The sequence below is a fragment of the Leptolyngbya iicbica LK genome (assembly GCF_004212215.1).
GTDB classification, from domain to species: domain Bacteria; phylum Cyanobacteriota; class Cyanobacteriia; order Phormidesmidales; family Phormidesmidaceae; genus Halomicronema; species Halomicronema iicbica.
In genome coordinates this window covers 529,024-547,638 of sequence record NZ_QVFV01000002.1, presented here as the reverse complement: position 1 = coordinate 547,638, position 18,615 = coordinate 529,024, and the positions used below count along the sequence as shown (strand labels likewise).

The window sequence follows — 18,615 nt, the reverse complement described above, 5'->3', positions numbered from 1 at the left end:
GGATGACCGNNNCCCTGCCAACAACGAGGCGACTCGTTCATCGAACAAGTCGCCCAAGCCATGGTGCGGCAAAATCGCGCTGCTTAAATCGACGCTAAACACGTACCCAAGGAGAGGAACCGGAGCCCCGGTCAGATTTGAGGCAATTTTCTTCCCAGCCCATGAATAAACCTCTCCTTGAGAAGGAGAGGTGCCGCAGGCGGTGAGGTTTTAATCGCTCAACCGAAGTCTAGAAACCATTGCTGGCATAACTTTGAGCGACTTATGCCTAATGGATAGCTCCGATAGAGGGGTGCCCGGAGGGCGGGGTGGGTCAGATATCAGTCATGACTTGACTAACCCACCTCAACGCCCCTCCCCAGAGGGGATTCAATACCGGCGGAGCGCTTCACACTCAACATTTACGGGGCTGTAGCCCCTTGTGCTATGGCGCATGTGTGAGTAGTTGCGCCTAATTAAATGGTAACTGGGTGGTTGATTGCGACTCTGCTCAATCAGCGATGGTGCTGGCTTAGTCAGAAGTTGAGGGTTGAGCGGAGTCGAGACCTGTCTGCACAATAATTGTGCCCATCTATTTACAGGCAGGTCAGAATACTGGAAGACACACTGGACTATCTTACATATTGGCTCTGGCGTCTTTGACCGCCGCGTAGAAAAAGAGACCAACGAGAGGAACGGCAACTCCGACCAAGGCATAAGTCGGGCCAAAGCCCCAATCGGGGTCACCCGTGGACAGCTCAAAAATGGCCGCGACAGCAGAAATCGCCGCGAGGCTAGAGCACAGCAACAACAGACCGCTTTTGGGAGTCCACACAGTTAGATTCTCTCCTGAGAAAATTATTCCTTTTATGTAACCCAGGCCGTGCCCCCAGTGCAAGGCTTAGCCCGCGATCGCTTTTACATCCCCAGCGGAAAATCCATTTTTCTGCAATTCTTGGTTCAGAGCCAGCTGATTATCGACGCGATCAACAAACATGACGCCCGTCAGGTGATCCATCTCGTGCAAAATGCAGCGAGCTAAGAGGTCGGCGGCTTGCAGTTTCTGAGGTCGGCCATTTTCATCTTTGAAGCTGACCTCGATAGCGCTGGGGCGCACCACGTCCAGATACACACCGGGAATACTCAGGCAGCCCTCTTTGTCGGTACAGACTTCTTTGCTCGCCCGAATAATTTTGGGGTTCATCAAAATCAGCGGCGGCGCGGCAGCGTTTTCGGGGTCAATATCGACGACAATGAGCTGCTTATTCACCGCGACTTGGGGCGCTGCCAACCCAATGCCATCCGAGCTGTACATGGTCTTGAGCATGTCGTAGGCCAGGTCGCGCATACTGCTATCCACTTTGGCGACGCGCTTGGCCGGTTGACGTAGCACTTTGTCCCCCAGGGTGTGGATGTCGAGGGGAGGATGCTTGAGCTTCTTCTTTTCAACCGGGAGAGTAGCAGTCATAAAGCGATATATGTCGATAACGTCAATCAATCAAATGCAGTAGAAATCGCTGAGGGTGGGGTTATGAGAGCGATCGCAAGGCTGTGCTGAGAACTTCGCCGCCACTGGGGCAACTTTTCACCAATAGTTTGCAAGACCCCGTGAGTGAGATCAAGTCCAGCAAACCGTCTTGGCTCGAACCATTCGCCTGGAGCCGCCAATAAAAGTTTTACCTATTCAGTCAGCCTATTCCATCGTAGCAAGGTGTCCTGTCGTTGTTGCCGATCCTTGGGGAACTTTTAGTCCCGGCAAGAGGGTTCCGGTCTCAATTGTCTGGAGCACAGGGCGGCAGACGGCAAGGGATTCGCGCATGGTCACCACTTGGCCAATCACGGCGATCGCGGGAGCCGCAAAGCCAGTCGCCGTCATGTCGGCTTCGATGGTAGCTAGGGTGCCGACCAGTTCTGACTGCTCGGGGCGCGTCCCCCAGCGCACTAAGGCGATCGGGGTATCTGCGGCCAATCCCGCCGCCGTCAGAGACTGCACAATCTTGGGCAAGTTATGCACCCCCATATAAATGACGATGGTTTCTGATCCCTGGGCGATCGCTTGCCACTCCACTTCAGGCCGATATTTGCCAGCCGCCTCGTGCCCCGTCACAAAAGTCACGCTGGAGCTGAGTTGACGGTGAGTCACCGGAATGCCCGCATAGGCAGGCACCGCCACCCCTGCCGTAATCCCTGGCACGACTTCTACCGGAATGCCAGCTGCCACCAGGTCACTCATTTCTTCTCCGCCGCGCCCAAACACGAAAGGGTCGCCTCCCTTGAGACGCACCACCGTGGTGTGTTGTTGTGCCTGTTCAATCAGCAGTTCAGTAATTGCGGTCTGTGAGAGTGAGTGATACCCCCGCCGCTTACCCGCAGGCAGCAGCTTAGCTTGGGGATTGACCATCGCCAAAATCGGCGGACTCACCAAGGCGTCATAAACGACCACATCTGCCGTCTCTAGCAAAGCCTTGCCCTTTAGGGTAAACAACCCCGGATCGCCTGGCCCGGCACCCACTAAATAGACTTTGCCAGGTAAGCGATCGCCTTCATTCTGCTGAAATCGGTCGGTCATATTGCCGGATTCCTCTGGGGTGCCTGTATAGAGATGACAGTTTAATTATCAATATTAAGAGAATCTTAAGCGGTGACGCTATTGTCTGCTATCGATAACACCTCAGCGCCCCCGTTCATCGCTGTGACCGACGGCCACGCTGATTGAATAATGTCGGCAATGACAGCCCCCAATTCACTGTTAGTACCCAGCGGCGACAGCAACCTCAATGACAACTTGGGTAGATGCTCAGCAATTTGTTCAGTGCGGTGAGTGATGGCGTCGGTAATGCTGCCCGGAAACAGGAAAAAGGGTGCGATCGCAATATGCTGGTGGCCCCGTTGCATCAGGTGATAAACCTGCGTCTCTAGGTCGGGGGGAACCGTCCAAAACGCAATATCGGTGTCGAGCCCGCGTCCCAATTGCTGAATGGCACGATTACCCGCCGGGCGACGGCTGCCGTGGGCCAGCAAAAGACAGCGATCGGCCTTAGTTTTCGCAATCCGGGTCGCTATATGCTGCTTGAACTGTGGCCGACTACCCAAATAAGGTAGGCACTTGATCGAGACTCCAGAACGAAGTTGTTGTTGGGCACAGCCGATTTCGGCTGGCAGATCCTCTTTAACGTGAATGCCTGCTAGCAGAAACAGCGGCACAATCACCAGTTGTTGGATATCTAGCTGAGACAAACTGCGGGAAAATTGCACAATTTGCTCGGCTAGGGACTGTTCAGCGGCTTCTAAAGTGGCGGTGCCCACAATCGGAGATTCGGTATCAAGGTCTGCGGCTGGGGGGCGCGATCTCCAGGGGGCAGACTCAGGGCGAATGGTGATCTGGGTACTTTGATGACCACGGCTCAACTGTTGCCGAACTCCTTGAGCCAGCCGCGTCAGCCCTGCCTGATGACGAGGATCAGAGCTACCGTGAGAGACTAAAAGATAGGCCGTGCGCATGGGAGATACCCTAAAATTCAAATCTTTTGCTGAGGTCTGACAAACCGTTAAATGGCACAATGTTGCCGACAAAAACATCATGCTGCTGGCATTAGGTCAAACTTTCAAGTTGAGCCCTGCGCCTTTCAGCCCTTGAGACATTCTCGATATCTGTGGAAAGCGCCATAGCCCAGAGTTCAACCATGATGCTGTCATTGCTAGGGCTGTCAGCCGCTGTAATCGCCTAATACTAGTGAACAGTCTCGAGATCATTGCCTCACTGACCAAGTCACATCATGGGAAAGAAGTCTACAGTGGTTAATTTTTCAACATTATAGAAGGTCGAATTAGGCTAATGTAGCAAGCGCAGCAGTTAGCGAAGGATTTCGCGATCGCCTGATGACATTTCTGAAAGTCGTTGCTTGGTCTACCCTCTATTCTGCGCTTCCCTTTCTAAAATAGCCACGCCATAAGCCCCGTTCCCCGTCTCAACATGCCATCTCTGAGTTACAGAGACGGCAAATCTGCCATGACACTCGTAAAAAGTGTCTAGCCATGGCGGTGACGTCAGGCTTAACCCACTACGGTAAACACAGTTTGCAAGTTACCGAAACTGAAACGTGTCTCTCGAAACCGCGATCGCTCAAAAATCGTCTATGTCTACAGTCAGCCTGTCCCCTTCGCCTACTAGCCAGCACCCCCACCATCTATCGCAGTGCTCGCCTTGGCTGACGCCCATCGCCTATTTTCTGGGTGAAAAAATTGTGTTGCCTGGCTACTTTGGTCAGGTCGCCATTGTGGGTCAAGAGCACCTCCCACACCAAGGTCCGGTCATCCTTGCGCCGACCCACCGCGCTCGCTGGGACTCCATTGTGATTCCTTACGCCGCCGGACGCTCAGTCACGGGTCGCGACTTACACTTCATGGTCACATCTGACGAAGTCCAAGGACTACAGGGGTGGTTTATTCGCCGTTTAGGGGGCTTTGCGATTAATGTGCGATCGCCCAGTATTGCCAGCCTGCGCCACGGCATTGAACTCTTGCAGCACGAGCAAATGATGGTCATCTATCCCGAAGGGGGCATTTTTCGCGATCGTCAAGTACACCGCCTCAAGCCCGGTCTGGCCCGCATCGCTCTACAAGCCGAAGCCCAGACCCATGAGTTAGGCGTCAAAATCATTCCTGTCAGCTTGTACTATGACCCTGCCGTACCGCGCTGGCGGGGCCATGTCGAAGTCGCTTTTGGTCCCCCCTTGTCTGTGGACACCTATCTACCCACTCAAGAAAACCGAGCCCTGACCGCAGAAGAAGTTAAATCCAGTGCCCGTTATTTGATCGAAGATTTAGCCCATAACCTGACTGATTTATCGACAACGCAACAGCAGCGGATCGAAACAAACCTTTAGGCTCGGCTCGCCCAGCAGATAAGGAGTATGGGGACTCCCCAAGACATGACCCCTGACTCAGCCCTGCTTTACCGCACATTTCCGCTTGCTGACTGAGCCAGATTTCACGCTCCATTGTGCGATCGCAAAAGACGCGGGTAAGTCTAAAGCCCTTCCCTAACAGTACTGCCAAGCCTCTCCATCCCAAGTACTGCCAGGTTGCGGCAGTACTCTTTCTGGGCGAAAGCCGAGGAAGAGGCGGTGCTGCAGGATCAGGTGCAGAGGCAAATTTCCCCAGCGGTGGTTACTCAAACGCACTCAAATTTCCGTCCGATGAGCTTCGGAAAGGAGTTGCGAGAAACCTGACTGCTCGGAGCTCTAGCACATCATCGCCCGATGAGTTGTTTAATTAAAGGCTAGCCACAGCAGAGGACACGCTTGGACGCTTCGTTGAATCATTGACGCCTCAGACACCGTTCAGACCAATAGCCTCCCAGGCCGACACTGCCATCGGACAGGAAATCAGACATCGGAGAAGTGGCAGCGTGAATCTATTATCGATTTTTATCAATGAGGATTGAATTATAAATTGGCTGGAGTCAATAAACCTCTAGACGAAGGCACCGAAGAGCCTTTACACTAGCTAATGCATAGACTTATTTCAATCTAGTTGGCGCTGCCATAGATGTGCTCTGGTGCCTTCACATGCGCTTTGTCCAAGCTGTTCTCAGCGAGGGCAGGGAGTTGTGTTCTCTGAAATAGATTGCCATAGGTCTGGTTAATTACCCGCTGACATCACATCGAGACCGTCCATGATTACCGAAACGAGTTGGCTGATTCCGGTATATCCCCTGATTGGGACGCTGCTAACGATTCCTTGGTCGCCCGCATTTATCCGGCGCACTGGCCCCCGTCCGGCTGGCTACGTCAATATTTTGATGACATTTTTGGCCTTTACCCATAGCATTTGGGCCTTTGTGGCGCTGTGGGGTAACTCTAACGACCAGTTTTTCTTTGTGCCGTGGCTGAATGTTGCCGATTTCAACCTCATCATTCCGCTAGAGGTGTCGGCCATTACCATTGGCGCCTGCATCCTTATTACTGGACTAAACCTGCTGGCGCAAATTTATGCCGTAGGGTACCTGGAAATGGACTGGGGCTGGGGGCGCTTCTTCGCTTTCATGGCTTTCTTCGAAGCGGGGATGTGTGCACTGGTATTGTGTAATTCTCTTTTCTTTTCCTATTTCTTGCTGGAAATTTTGACCCTGGGCACCTACTTACTGGTGGGTTTTTGGTACAACCAGTCGTTGGTGGTAACCGGGGCACGGGACGCCTTTTTGACCAAGCGCGTCGGCGACCTGATTTTGCTGATGGGGGTACTGGCGATTTATCCTTTGGCACACACCTGGGATTTTCGTGAACTCGCCGCCTGGGCGCAAACCGCCGAGGTTGATCCGACGGTCATGGCTTTGGTGGGCGTGGGCCTAATTGCTGGGCCGATGAGCAAGTGTGCTCAATTCCCGCTGCATTTGTGGCTAGACGAGGCCATGGAAGGACCGTTACCCAGCACCATTTTGCGGAACGCGGTGGTGGTGGCGACTGGCGCGTGGATTCTCTTTAAGCTGGCTCCGGTATTAGCGCTATCGCCGATAGTGTTGGCGGTGACGGCAGCGATCGGCTCGATTACGGCTTTGGGTGGCGCATTGATTGCCGTCGCCCAAATCGACCTCAAGCGGGTGTTGTCGTACCTGGCGAGCACTTATATGGGTTTAGTGTTTATTGCTGTGGGTGCTCAGCAGCCAGAAGCCGCTTTGCTGTTGGTGCTGACCTATGCCCTAGCGATGGCGGTGCTGGTGATGGGCGCAGGCTCCATTATTTTGGGTGTCATCACTCAAGATGTGACTCAGATGGGCGGTCTGTGGGGACGTCGCCCCATGACTGGGTTGGCCTTTTTGGTCGGCGCGTTTGGGTTGGTGGCCTTGCCGCCGCTGGGTGGTTTTTGGTCAATGCTGGAGCTAGTCACCGGGCTGTGGGAAAGCCAACAACTTGTGCTGGTGGCGATCGTCCTCGCTGTGAACTGGATTGTGGCATTTGGTCTGGCGCGAGCATTTGGGCTGATTTTTGCTGGCCCTGTCAATCAGATGACCATTCGCTCGCCTGAGCCCATTTGGCTGATGGTGGTGCCCATGATGATTGCTGTGGGCTTTACCCTACATTTCCCGCTGATTCTCAGTACGTTAGGGCTGTTACCTGACTGGGGCACGCTGAATAAAGACATGGGAGTAGCGCTAATTTGGTCGAGCCTTTTGGGCTTTGCCGTTGGGGCGGTGCTGTATGTGGGACGTCGCGTTGAGTCGCCTGAAAAGTTGGTGCCGGCTCCGGTCCAAAACTTGCTCGCTTTTGACTTTTACACACCCCGTCTCTATCGCTCCAGCGTGGTATTAGGAGTGGATTTACTGTCGCGACTCACTGATTGGCTCGATCGCTACTTGGTCGATGGCTTCGTGAATTTCGTTGGCTTAGCGTCGGTCTTTAGCGGCGAAGCGCTGAAATACAACAACAGTGGTCGCCTCCAGTTCTACGCGCTGACGATTACCTTCTGTGTGGCAGTCATCAGCATCATTATGAGCTGGCAGTATTTACCGGGCATTTTTACGGCAGTTTTTGCGACGCCCTAGACCGGGGTTCGCTGCTCTGAGCGGACTTGATGCATTCCGACGTTTCTCCTGTTTTGCGCACGTTTACTGACCTAAAACCATGCTGAGTGTTTTAATCTGGCTTCCCATTATCGGCGCGTTGCCCATTGCGCTATTGCCGCAAGTCACGGGCAAGCAAGCGCGATCGCTAGCGTTAGCGATCGCGGGCTTCAGCGTCCTCTGGACAATCTGGCTGTTCACGCAATTTGACCTGAGCAATCCCGGCTTCCAGTTTCGTGAATTCTTCCCCTGGCTACCGCTGTTAGGGCTGAACTATGACCTGGGTTTGGATGGCCTGTCTTTATTGATGGTGGCGTTGAATTCCCTCATCACCTGGATGGCGCTGTGGAGTTGTTCCAGTGAAATTGATCGCCCCAAGCTGTTTTATGCCCTGATGCTGTTGGTCAGTGGCGGCGTGGCCGGGGCCTTTTTGGCGCAAAACTTGCTGCTCTTTTTCCTCTTGTATGAAATAGAGCTGGTGCCGCTCTATTTATTAGTGGCGATTTGGGGCGGTGAAAAGCGCAACTATGCCGCGACCAAGTTTTTGCTCTATACCGCCGTGTCGGGAGCACTCATGTTGGCGGCCTTTTTGGCGACGGTGTGGCTGACCGAGCATACGGACTTTGCTTACACCCCCGCTTTGGGCGAAACACTCCCGCTGGCAGGTCAGATTATCTTGTTGGTGATGTTGCTCGTTGCCTTTGGCATCAAGATTCCCCTGGTGCCTTTTCATACCTGGCTGCCGGATACTTACGTGGCAGCTTCCACTCCCGTCGCGATGATTTTGGGCGGGGTGCTGGCTAAGCTTGGCACCTATGGCCTGTTCCGCTTTGGGTTGGGCATGTTCCCCGATGCGTGGTCGGTGGTGGCCCCTTATTTGGCAGTGTGGGCGGCAATTAGTGTGCTGTATGGGGCAATTACCGCGATCGCGCAAAAAGACATCAAGCGCATGGTGGCTTACAGTTCCATCGGCCACATGGGCTACGTTCTCCTGGGCGGTGCGGCCATGACCGATTTGGCCCTCACCGGGGCAGTCAGCCAAATGGTTTCCCACGGGTTGATTTTGGCGATTCTCTTTCACCTGGTGGGGGTGGTGGAAGCCAAGGTGGGCACCCGCGAGCTAGACGTGCTCAATGGTCTGATGAATCCGATTCGGGGCTTACCCATGACCAGCGCCATGTTGGTGTTGGGCGGCATGGCCAGCGCGGGCATTCCCGGTCTTGTGGGTTTTGTGACGGAATTCCTCGTATTCCAGGGCAGCTATGCCACTTATCCCCTGCAAACGTTGCTGTGTGTGATTGGCACAGGTTTAACAGCGGTCTATTTCGTCATCCTGCTGAACCGCACCTGTTTCGGCAAGCTGGATAACGACATTGCCTACTTCCCCAAAGTGACTTTTATCGAGCGCTTTCCCGCCTGGATCTTGGCTTCGCTGATTCTCTTTTTGGGACTACAGCCGAACTGGTTAGTGCGTTGGAGCGAATCGACCGCCTCTACTTTAGTGGCGACCTTGCCGCCAACAACGCCCGAGTTGCAGACCCCGGCGCTGCCGTTGGTGGCGGAGTTAACCCGTGCCCCCCAGGTGTTGGATTAATTCTGCGCTGAGTTGGGGGCTGGGGAAACCGCTTTACAGCAAGTCTTCAAGTCCCTCTGGCACTAATAGGATGCCCTGCTCTTGTAACTCTTGGGGCGATCGCCAGTAGGCTTCAAACTGCCGTTTGCCTTCGGTGATGGTCAAGCTCTCTCGCTGATACAGACTCTCGTCGACAAAGCGACCGCTGTAGACGAACACCATCTCGTGACCGGGTTCTCCCTCGTAGACGTAAATCGATTCCATGATGCCTAGCAACTCGACATCGGTAATCTCTGCGCCTAACTCCTCGCGGATTTCGCGTACTACCGCCTCGCGGCTATGTTCACCAAATTCGATGCCGCCCCCCAGCGGTCGCCCAAAGCGAATGCCTTTGACCGTATCGACCCCTTCGTGCAGCAATAGGCGATCGCCCTGGCGCAGCACACAGATGGCCAGCGATCGAATGCGTTTTTTCTTCCCCATGTCTCTGCCTGAAATATGACCGTCCCCATCATCGCCAACAACGGCCAGAATGGCGATTCATCCCCATGCCATGTGTAGGGGCGAGGCATTTTGGTTGTTATGTTTTGGATTTATAAATCACGTGATTCACAAAATGCCTCGCCCCTACGACACCTAACCCTTTTACCGATTACCCAGCGACAACCATGACCACTACCCTCACGCAAAAACCCGGCATTATTCCCCCATCCAATCACCCCCATGCGGATGTGATTCACCGACTAGAGGCAGGCGGCTCGATGCTGCCCGACACGCCAGAAAACCTGATGCAAATCATCGGCATTTACAAGGCGTACGCCGTGCCGATGGACTTTTACTGGCGGGATTTGCTCTACATTGCCGAGCGAGTCTTCCTCGATCCGCTCCCGGCATTCAAATACTTCTTGCCCAAGGAATATTTGGATCTGCACAACCACTACGCGGGTGACACCGCCGATTTGCGCATCTGGCGCGGTGAGGCGACGGCTCATCCCGAACTGCTGGAGTTTATGGAAAAAGGGGAAATGAAGCGCAAGCTTCCCAAACTCTTCCATCACCTCTGGCACGATCGCGTCAACATGGAATTTGCCGAAGCCTGCATGAAGGCGATGCTGTGGCACCAGGACATGGGCGGCCGCTACAACGACTACCTCTATACCGATGAATACAAGGCGAACTGCGATCTCGCTATCAAAGCCTACTTCAAGCGCAATCCGCTGATGCTGGGGCTGCACAAGCTGTTCCCCGAGATGTTCTACGAAAAATGTCGGGAACTGTCCTACTACTCCAACCTGGGCCTGTTTTGGGAAGTCATGGCCCCCGTCTTCTTCGAAATGAGCGACATCTATGACGAAGGCGGCTTTAAGGGCGTGCCCGATGCCATGGACTTTTTGGTGAATGGCATTTTTGCTGTCGCGGGTCGCCCCATCTATCACCATGTCTACATCGGCGATGAATGCTTCGAGTTGATTCCCAAATCGAAGGGCTTTACCTGGCTATACGAAGCGGCCCTCCCCTATGTAGAGTCAGTTTTCTATCGCACGGCACCCTTCCGGGGGACGAAATCCTACAATGCCCAGGCGGGCCAAGTTCCGGCCGATCAGAATGATTTCCACTACGGCATCCTGTACGCCGATGTCTTCCCCGTAGGCAGTGCGGGCATTCCCCCGACGCTGCTGATGCAAGACATGCTCCACTTTTTGCCCCCTTACCTGCTGGAGTATTACCAGCAATACTGCCGGGGCGAAGACGACATGCTGATTCAGTTGGGCATAACCTTCCAGCGATCGATGTACAACGTCACCTCGGCGGTGATTCAAGCGCTGAGGACGGCGCTCTTGTATCCGCTGGATGATCCAAATCCCCGCCACCGCATGGCCAATCGGCAGTTCTTTGAAGCGCAAATGGACCGCTTTTTGCGTCCCGAAGCGCGACTCCGCGATATCCAAAGTCAGGATTATCGCTAGGGCTGAGGGGCCGATCGCTGTTCAAAAACGTTTTTTGGTTGCGTTCACTTTTGAATCTGTTTCACTACGGTTTTAGGAAGTTGCGATGAGACGCTTATTAGACCGATTGGATCCCTTTTTTGCCGCGAGTGCGATCGCGATCGCGGGCCTGACCGTCATGTCCCAAGTGCCCTATCCGCTCATCCCCGTCCATCTGCCCGACATCCACGTCGCCTGGCTCGAAGGCCCTGCCCTCGAGTTGGACTAGGCCAGCCTGGGCCTCACACGCGGATGTCATGCTCTCGGGGACTGGGAGGCGATCGCGTCTCCCGCATGTTCCATTCTCGTTCACCTTTGCTCTCCCAGCAGGAGTTAAACCCATGCCCACTATTGTCGATATCGCCGTGAATACTGAAGGCTTTTCTACCTTGGTCGCTGCTGTGCAAGCTGCTGGCCTGGTGGAAGTCTTACAAAGTGACGGCCCGTTTACGGTTTTTGCCCCCAACGACGACGCCTTTGCCAAGCTGCCCCCTGGCACCGTGCAGACCCTCGTGCAAAATCCTCCGCAACTAGCGCGGATTCTGACCTTTCACGTGGCGGCAGGCAAACACACCAAAGACGAGCTGATCAAAATGGGCCAAATTGACTCCGTCGAAGGGGCACCCATTCCTATTGATGGCACTGAAGGGTTTGAGGTGAAGAATGCCACGGTGCTTGCTGCCGATATTGAGGCCGACAACGGTATCATTCATGTCCTCGACAACGTGATTTTGATGGGATGATCGGCACCGTCTGATGGGAAAAGCCGGGCAATGGCGCATCAGTCAATGGCAACCATAAAAAGTTTAATGCTTCTAAACTTGCCAAATCCAAGCATTTTTGTTGAAATAACACATAGACAAGGCTATATCCCTAGCCAAAGTGTCATAGAAAAGCATAAATACTCTTTTGGGTGTGATTGCTTGAAAACGCGCTAGAAACTGGGATCTGGCTGAAGTCGTTATCTCCTTAAAAACTCCTGTATCTCCGTGGGTAGGGCACTGTCCTACCCACTTTTTGTTGATAGAGCATGAGCGATCGCGCTCTATGTCTAGTTAGCCTCAGCCCAACGGCGAGAGTGTTGAGCGTTTTACCCAACCCCTGTTGATTAGACTGATGCCGCCAGTTCACTCATGCAGTCACGACTGTTGCCGGGTCATGACTCGCTGATAATAAAACCAGATGTGTGACAGCCTGATGACTGTCGTAGGTGCAAGGAGATGCTGCCGTGGATGGGATTCGGGAATTGGTGATTGATAATCCCCTAATGGCCTTCACCACGTTATTGATGGTGAGCCTCACTTTGCCACCATTGTTTGAGCGGGTGCGGTTGCCAGGGTTGGTGGGGCTGTTGTTGGCGGGGGTATTGCTGGGCCCCAGCGGATTGGGTTTGCTCGATCCGGCAGGCGAAATTGAGAAGCTCTTTGCTGATATTGGCAAGGTTTATCTCATGTTCGTCGCAGCGCTAGAAATTGACCTGAGGGAATTTAGCCGCAACCGCGATCGCGCGATGACCTTTGGGGGGCTGACTTTTGCCATTCCCTTAATCGGCGGCATTTTGTTGGGCCGTTGGACGGGCTTTGGCTGGGTTTCGGCGGTGCTCATCGGTTCGCTCATGGCGTCTCACACTCTGCTGGCGTACCCCATCGTCATGCGGCTGGGGGTCACCCGCGACGAGTCCGTCACCGTCACCGTCGGCGCGACGATTTTTACCGATATTGCGGCTTTGCTGGTGTTGGCGGTATGCGTATCGCTGCAGGGGGGCGACTTTTCGCCTTGGTCATTAACGCTGCAACTGGTGGGCTTGGGGGCTTACGCCGCCGCCGTGCTGTTTGGGCTGGACTGGGCCGGTCGGCTGTATTTTCGCCGTACCGGGAGTGAACAGGGCAACCAATTTTTGTTCGTCCTGCTGGCGGTATTTTTGGCCGCCGTCGGGGCGCAGATGGTCAACGTCGATAAAGTCGTCGGGGCGTTTCTCGCAGGCTTAGCTGTCAACGGTGTGGTGGGCGATGGCCCCGTGAAAGAAAAGGTGGAATTTTTTGGCAGTGTGCTCTTCATCCCCTTCTTTTTCGTCTGCATGGGGCTGCTGCTCGATGTCCCGGTATTTCTAGAAGCGCTGACCGATCGCCTCGGGTTGACTGTCGGCATTGTGCTGACGCTGATACTGACCAAGTTTTTGGCGGCAGCGATCGCGGGCCTCTGGTTTCGCTATAGCCGCATCCAAATCTTAACCATGTGGTCCCTGTCTCTGCCCCAGGTAGCAGCCACATTGGCCGCCGCGCTTGTGGGCTTGCAGGTGGGGCTGATTACCGCGCCCGTGTTTAATGCGGTGATTGTGCTGATGCTGGTCACGTCTCTGTTGGGTTCCACGACCACCAGTCGCTTTGCCAGCCAATTGCCGCTGCCCGCTGGGCCACTCGTCGCCGAAGACAGCCTGGCCGATGACTGGCTCACCACCGAAGGAACACCGCAAAAGCCGTTTGTCGTGGTCGTGCCGCTATCGAATCCCGCCACGCAGCGCTATTTGATTGAGATGGCCTCCTTCATCGCTCGCCATGAAAAAGGGTATATCGTGCCGCTGGCGATCGCCCCAGCCCATGCCCATATGGATGACCCGAAATTGCTCATGGCCTTGAACCACCACCAAAAACTCTTAGACGCCGCCCAAGCCATTAGTGAAGCCGTCGGCACCGAAGCCCGGCCCCAAATCCGCATTGACGACGATCTGGCCGACGGCATTAGCCGTACGGCCCGCGAACACCATGCCCAGTTGGTGGTGATGGGCCGCAGCCAAACCGAGGGATTACGCGCTCGCCTGCTGGGCAGCATTATCGACAATGTATTTTGGGCCTCGCACTGCCCGGTGGCGGTGACCCGGTTAAAGAAAGCGCCCATTGACTTGAAACGGATCCTGATTCCCGTCAAGATCATGACTCCGCAAACGATTCACACCATCCGGTTTGGACAGGTGTTTGCGGCTACTCACGAGGCTTCCATTACGCTGCTACACGTCAGCGATCGCACCCATTCCGCTGACGACCTGCAACACTTCAAAGACCAATTGCACGCCGTGATGGCTGAGGGCGATCCGGTCGAGTACGGCATCAAATGCATCCGCCACGATGATCCGGCTACGGTCATTTTGACCGCCGCCCGCCATGTCGATCTCGTAATTTTGCGATCGATGCGACGGCGCACGGCGGCGGGTTTAGCCGTCAGCGATGTCACCCATCGGGTCATGGATGACATTCCCTGCTCCGTCGTCCTCTTTGGCGAACCCCATTCCTAGTAGGGCGCATGAGCGCAGCGCAATGCTCATTCATGGCAGCCCCGCCAAACTCTATGCGGTGTATGCAAAATTGTTCAGCCAGACTGACCGACTTTCCCCGTTGGGGTGACCGCCAACCCTTTAAGATGAAGGGATAAGCGACTTAATCAAGCGATATTCCTGCTGCTTTAACAGAACCCATCATTATGACTTTGGATGTCCCCTCCATTCTGCAAGTGCTGCGCCCGGTGCAAGACCCCGAACTCCAAAAGAGTCTGGTCGAGCTGAACATGATCCGCAATGTGGCGGTCAACGACGGCGACGTGAGTTTCACTCTAGTGCTCACCACCCCCGCCTGCCCCTTGCGCGAGTTCATTGTTGAAGACTGCGAAAAAGCGGTGCGCACCTTACCTGGCGTGAAGTCGGTGAATGTGGAGGTCACCGCCGAAACCCCCCAGCAAAAATCCTTGCCCGATCGCCAAGGCATCGAGGGGGTCAAAAATATCATCGCGGTCTCCAGCGGCAAGGGCGGTGTGGGCAAAAGCACCGTCGCGGTGAACCTGGCCGTCGCGCTCGCTCAGGTTGGGGCCAAAGTGGGCCTGATCGACGCGGATATCTATGGCCCCAACGCCCCGACCATGTTGGGCCTCGAAAGCGCCAACGTGGTGGTGCAGCAAGGGGCGCAGGGCGAAGTGCTGGAACCCGCCTTTAACCACGGCGTCAAGATGGTGTCCATGGGCTTTTTGATCGATCGCGACCAGCCCGTGATCTGGCGTGGCCCCATGTTGAATGGTGTCATTCGCCAGTTTCTGTATCAGGTCACCTGGGGCGAACTCGATTATCTCGTGGTGGATCTGCCACCGGGCACCGGCGATGCCCAACTGACCCTGGCCCAAGCTGTCCCCATGGCGGGTGCAGTGATTGTCACCACACCGCAAAATGTGGCTTTATCCGATGCCCGACGCGGCTTAAAGATGTTCCAACAGCTCAAAGTGCCCGTAATTGGCATTGTGGAAAATATGAGCTATTTCATTCCGCCAGACATGCCCGACAAGCAATACGACATCTTTGGCTCCGGCGGCGGCGAAAAAGCGGCTCAAGAACTGGGAGTGCCGCTGATTGGCTGTGTGCCCCTGGAAATGGACGTGCGGGAAGGGGGCGATCGCGGCATCCCCATTGTGGTGCAGTCGCCGGAAAGCGCCTCGGCCAAGGCACTCGTTGAGATTGCCAAGTCCGTTGCGGGCAAAGTCTCCGTCGCCGCGCTAGCCTCCTAACGGACGGCTTCACGATACCCGCTTGCCGGAATACGAAGAACGTCATCCAGCTTCAGGCGTAGCGTTTCAACGTTTGGAGAAACCTCACCGCCTGCGGCACCTCTCCTTGCCAAGGAGAGGTTTATCGACACGCTGGCTTTGGGCTTCACCGATAGCTGTTTTGGGCTCCGGTTCCTCTCCTTGCCAAGGAGAGGTTAGGTGAGGTTGGCCCAGTCAAACCTAGTTTGACCATGACGATTTAAGTCTCTGACCCGAGCAGTTCGGTGGGCGCTTCCCCAAACAAGCGATCGGTGAATTTGACATACCAGGCCGCTGCCTGCACCTGAATGATGTAAGCCATGGCGATGATAATGGCGATTTCCGACCCGGCTTCTTTGCCAAAGGCGGTCATGGCGATCGCCAACGCAATAGACAGGTTACGCATGACCGTGCCGTACACCAGCGCGATCGCATCCCCCCGATTGAAGGCCAGTTTGCCCACCACCGTACTCAGCACAAAGTTGATGGTGTAGAGAATCGCCAACGGCACCAGGAACGACAACAACATCATGGGGTTCGACAAAATGTCTTTGGCCTTCAGCGCCATGGCGACAAAGACAATCCCCAACACGCCCAGGGTGGAAAACGCGGGAAACTTGTGCTTCAAATTTTTGTTGTACTTGGCCTGACCGACCTGAGCAATCAACACCATCCGCGTCACCACGCCCAAAATTAACGGCAAGAAGACGATAATCACAATTTGCTTAAACACCTCGGCCATGGGGATCTCGACCACCGTCCCCATCAGCCACTTGGCATAAAACGGCGTCGCCAGGGAGCCCAAAATCAGGCCAATCACCGTCATTTTGACGGCAGCGCTGATATTGCCCTTGGCAAAGCCCGTCCAAGAAATGGTCATGCCGCTGGTAGGCAAGAGCGAGGCCAATAGCAAGCCCAACGCCACTAGGGGGCGATCGCTAAAGAAAAGCTGGGCCAACCCAAACGCCACAAAGGGAATCACCGCAAAGTTAATGAACTGTGTGACCAGTTGCACCTTGGTATCGCCCCCCGAAAAGACCTTCTGCACCTGCAGGTTAATCATCATCGGATAAACCATCAAAAAGGTGAGGGGAATGATGGTGGCCTTGAGAAACGCTGGGTTCGCGATCGCGCCAAACACCAAACCCGCCACCATAAATATTGGAATTGACCAGACCAAATTCTTCTTTAGCCAGGCAATGACAGTCCACATACGCTTTCATCCTTGCGTGCAAATTAATCAAGATGCCAACTGCTTGTCTGCATCGACTCTCCTCATCCCAGCCCCGACGACACGAGGACATTCAGAAACGGCACGACCCGCTTCACCAGGGCGTAGCATTGAGCCTGCGATTCACCGATAGGAAACTTAATCGAGACCATTGACAAACATTCATGCGGCACTATTATGAATGTATAACTGATTAGTTGTAAAGCGTTTTAGTAAAATCCCTGTTTTTGAGTAGTTGTGGGCGGGCAATCGGTTGCTAGCTCGGCCATTGGCCTCAACAGGGAGCATCAGAGCATTCCAGTCATTGTTTAGCAGAGGTAATTTTCATGGCCCATGTGGTGGTAGTCGGCGCGGGCTTAGGGGGCTTGTCAACGGCCTATGAGCTGCAACATCTGTTGTCTAAGGGCAAGCACACAGTCACGCTGATCTCGGATAAAGATCAGTTCACGTTCACGCCGGGGTTGATTGCGGTCATGTTTGGCCACAAGTCCCTGTCAGATGTGCAGTTGGACTTGCACGAAATCGTGCCACCCAAAGGCATTCGCTTCGTGCACGGTAAAGCGACCCATCTCGATCCGCAGCAGCAAGCCATCACTGCGGGGGACCAAACCCTCGATTACGACTATTTGGTCATCGCCACTGGGCCACAATTGGCCACTGACTTAGTGCCAGGACTGGGGCCAGAGACGGGGTATACCCACTCCGTCTGCAATCCGCACCATGTGGAAGAGGCCAAGGCCGCTTGGGAAGCGCTATTAGAAAATCCTGGGCCAGTCGTGGTTGGTGCCGCACCGGGGGCGGGCTGTTTTGGGCCACTGTATGAGTTTGCGCTGACCGTTGATCATGAGCTGCGGAAGCGGAATTTGCGCGATCGCGTCCCGATCACAATTGTCACGCCGGAACCTTACATCGGTCATTTGGGAGTGCGCGATGTCCACAACGCCCACACCGTCATCGCCAAGCTGCTGGCCGAAAAGGATATTCAATTTGTCGAAAATGCGGCGATCGCCCGAGTGGAACCAGCAACGATGATTTTGGCTGATGGTCAACGCCTGCCCTTCCAGTTTTCTATGGTGTTGCCCGCGTTTTATGGCGCGCAGTTTTTGCGCGATGTCCCGGGCTTGACCAACGACAAAGGCTTTGTGCCCATGCTGCCCACTCAACAGCATCCTGACTTTGCCAATATCTATTCGTTAGGGGTCGCTTCGCACTTGGCCCAACCCGACGTCACATCAGTGCCCATTGGTCTGCCCAAGAGTGGCGAAATGGCGGAAGGCATGGGCATGGCAGTGGCGCACAATATTGCCCGCGAATTAGGGGTGATTAAATCCGCTCCGGTGAAAGCCACCCTCGGTGCGGTGTGCTTTGCAGAATTTGGCCATGATGGCCTGGTCTTTATGGCGAATCCTGTGCTGCCGGATCCGGCGACCGGGCATTACGATCGCTCTTTCACCCTGCGCGGGCGGTGGGTGCCCTGGGCCAAACAAGCCTTTGAGATTTATTACTTAGCCAAAATGCGCTTTGGGTCTGCCGTCCCCTGGTTCGAGCGGCTGGGCCTGAAAACGTTGTTTGGCATTTCGCTGATCAAAAAGACGGTGCCTAATCAGCCGACCGATCCCCCTCAAGAAAACGCCGTCCTGTCGCACTAAATTGCCTGTATGCCAGAGACCCACCAACCGCTTTCTCATCACGGGTCTCAGGCCGTTGAACATCATCTGGAGAACAC

Annotated in this window: 15 protein-coding genes; 9 read left to right on the top strand and 6 right to left on the bottom strand. The window is 54.7% G+C overall.

The window, feature by feature from the left end; all coding sequences use genetic code 11:
- Window positions 1-616 precede the first annotated feature (616 nt).
- The 4 genes from DYY88_RS09445 to DYY88_RS09430 form a co-directional block, all read right to left on the bottom strand.
- Window positions 617-814 (bottom strand): hypothetical protein, encoded by a 198-nt coding sequence (locus tag DYY88_RS09445; protein WP_039728279.1) that lies wholly within the window; start codon window positions 812-814, stop codon window positions 617-619.
- Window positions 815-880: 66 nt separating this feature from the next.
- The gene (def, locus tag DYY88_RS09440; RefSeq protein WP_039728280.1) at window positions 881-1,447 is read right to left on the bottom strand and encodes a peptide deformylase; all 567 of its coding nucleotides are present in this window, start codon (window positions 1,445-1,447) and stop codon (window positions 881-883) included.
- 225 nt (window positions 1,448-1,672) lie between these two features.
- The gene (cobA, locus tag DYY88_RS09435; RefSeq protein WP_084607131.1) at window positions 1,673-2,548 is read right to left on the bottom strand and encodes a uroporphyrinogen-III C-methyltransferase; all 876 of its coding nucleotides are present in this window, start codon (window positions 2,546-2,548) and stop codon (window positions 1,673-1,675) included.
- A 65-nt stretch (window positions 2,549-2,613) separates the two neighbouring features.
- Complete coding sequence (locus tag DYY88_RS09430; protein WP_039728281.1) at window positions 2,614-3,480, bottom strand: sirohydrochlorin chelatase; 867 nt, start codon at window positions 3,478-3,480, stop codon at window positions 2,614-2,616.
- A gap of 599 nt (window positions 3,481-4,079) precedes the next feature.
- Here DYY88_RS09430 and DYY88_RS09425 point away from each other — a divergent pair.
- The 3 genes from DYY88_RS09425 to DYY88_RS09415 all read left to right on the top strand — a co-directional run bounded on the left by DYY88_RS09425 (window position 4,080) and on the right by DYY88_RS09415 (window position 9,134).
- Window positions 4,080-4,865 (top strand): lysophospholipid acyltransferase family protein, encoded by a 786-nt coding sequence (locus DYY88_RS09425; protein WP_242517595.1) that lies wholly within the window; start codon window positions 4,080-4,082, stop codon window positions 4,863-4,865.
- 791 nt (window positions 4,866-5,656) lie between these two features.
- A complete protein-coding gene (locus tag DYY88_RS09420; RefSeq protein WP_039728285.1) occupies window positions 5,657-7,522 on the top strand; it encodes an NAD(P)H-quinone oxidoreductase subunit F in 1,866 nt (621 codons plus the stop codon).
- Between the two features lie 79 nt (window positions 7,523-7,601).
- Window positions 7,602-9,134 (top strand): NADH-quinone oxidoreductase subunit M, encoded by a 1,533-nt coding sequence (locus tag DYY88_RS09415; RefSeq protein ID WP_039728286.1) that lies wholly within the window; start codon window positions 7,602-7,604, stop codon window positions 9,132-9,134.
- Window positions 9,135-9,167: 33 nt separating this feature from the next.
- Here DYY88_RS09415 and DYY88_RS09410 read toward each other — a convergent pair whose 3' ends face one another.
- The gene (locus DYY88_RS09410; RefSeq protein ID WP_039728287.1) at window positions 9,168-9,596 is read right to left on the bottom strand and encodes an NUDIX hydrolase; all 429 of its coding nucleotides are present in this window, start codon (window positions 9,594-9,596) and stop codon (window positions 9,168-9,170) included.
- A 185-nt stretch (window positions 9,597-9,781) separates the two neighbouring features.
- Here DYY88_RS09410 and DYY88_RS09405 point away from each other — a divergent pair, with 185 nt between their 5' ends.
- From DYY88_RS09405 to DYY88_RS09390, 5 genes are all read left to right on the top strand, one after another.
- Window positions 9,782-11,080, top strand: a complete 1,299-nt coding sequence (locus tag DYY88_RS09405) for a CO2 hydration protein (RefSeq protein WP_039728289.1) — start codon at window positions 9,782-9,784, stop codon at window positions 11,078-11,080.
- Between the two features lie 85 nt (window positions 11,081-11,165).
- A complete protein-coding gene (locus DYY88_RS24095; protein ID WP_160299587.1) occupies window positions 11,166-11,327 on the top strand; it encodes a hypothetical protein in 162 nt (53 codons plus the stop codon).
- Window positions 11,328-11,439: 112 nt separating this feature from the next.
- Window positions 11,440-11,841, top strand: coding sequence for a fasciclin domain-containing protein (locus DYY88_RS09400; RefSeq protein ID WP_039728290.1), 402 nt, complete (start codon window positions 11,440-11,442; stop codon window positions 11,839-11,841).
- Between the two features lie 485 nt (window positions 11,842-12,326).
- Window positions 12,327-14,387, top strand: coding sequence for a cation:proton antiporter domain-containing protein (locus DYY88_RS09395; RefSeq protein WP_039730209.1), 2,061 nt, complete (start codon window positions 12,327-12,329; stop codon window positions 14,385-14,387).
- A 185-nt stretch (window positions 14,388-14,572) separates the two neighbouring features.
- A complete protein-coding gene (locus DYY88_RS09390) occupies window positions 14,573-15,640 on the top strand; it encodes an Mrp/NBP35 family ATP-binding protein (protein WP_201279053.1) in 1,068 nt (355 codons plus the stop codon).
- Between the two features lie 238 nt (window positions 15,641-15,878).
- On the opposite strand, the gene DYY88_RS09385 is transcribed toward DYY88_RS09390, so the two are convergent.
- Entirely contained in the window at window positions 15,879-16,871 is a 993-nt protein-coding gene (locus DYY88_RS09385; protein ID WP_039728293.1) for an arsenic resistance protein, read from the bottom strand.
- 344 nt (window positions 16,872-17,215) lie between these two features.
- Here DYY88_RS09385 and DYY88_RS09380 point away from each other — a divergent pair, with 344 nt between their 5' ends.
- Entirely contained in the window at window positions 17,216-18,538 is a 1,323-nt protein-coding gene (locus DYY88_RS09380; RefSeq protein ID WP_039728295.1) for an NAD(P)/FAD-dependent oxidoreductase, read from the top strand.
- The last annotated feature ends 77 nt before the right edge of the window (window positions 18,539-18,615 follow it).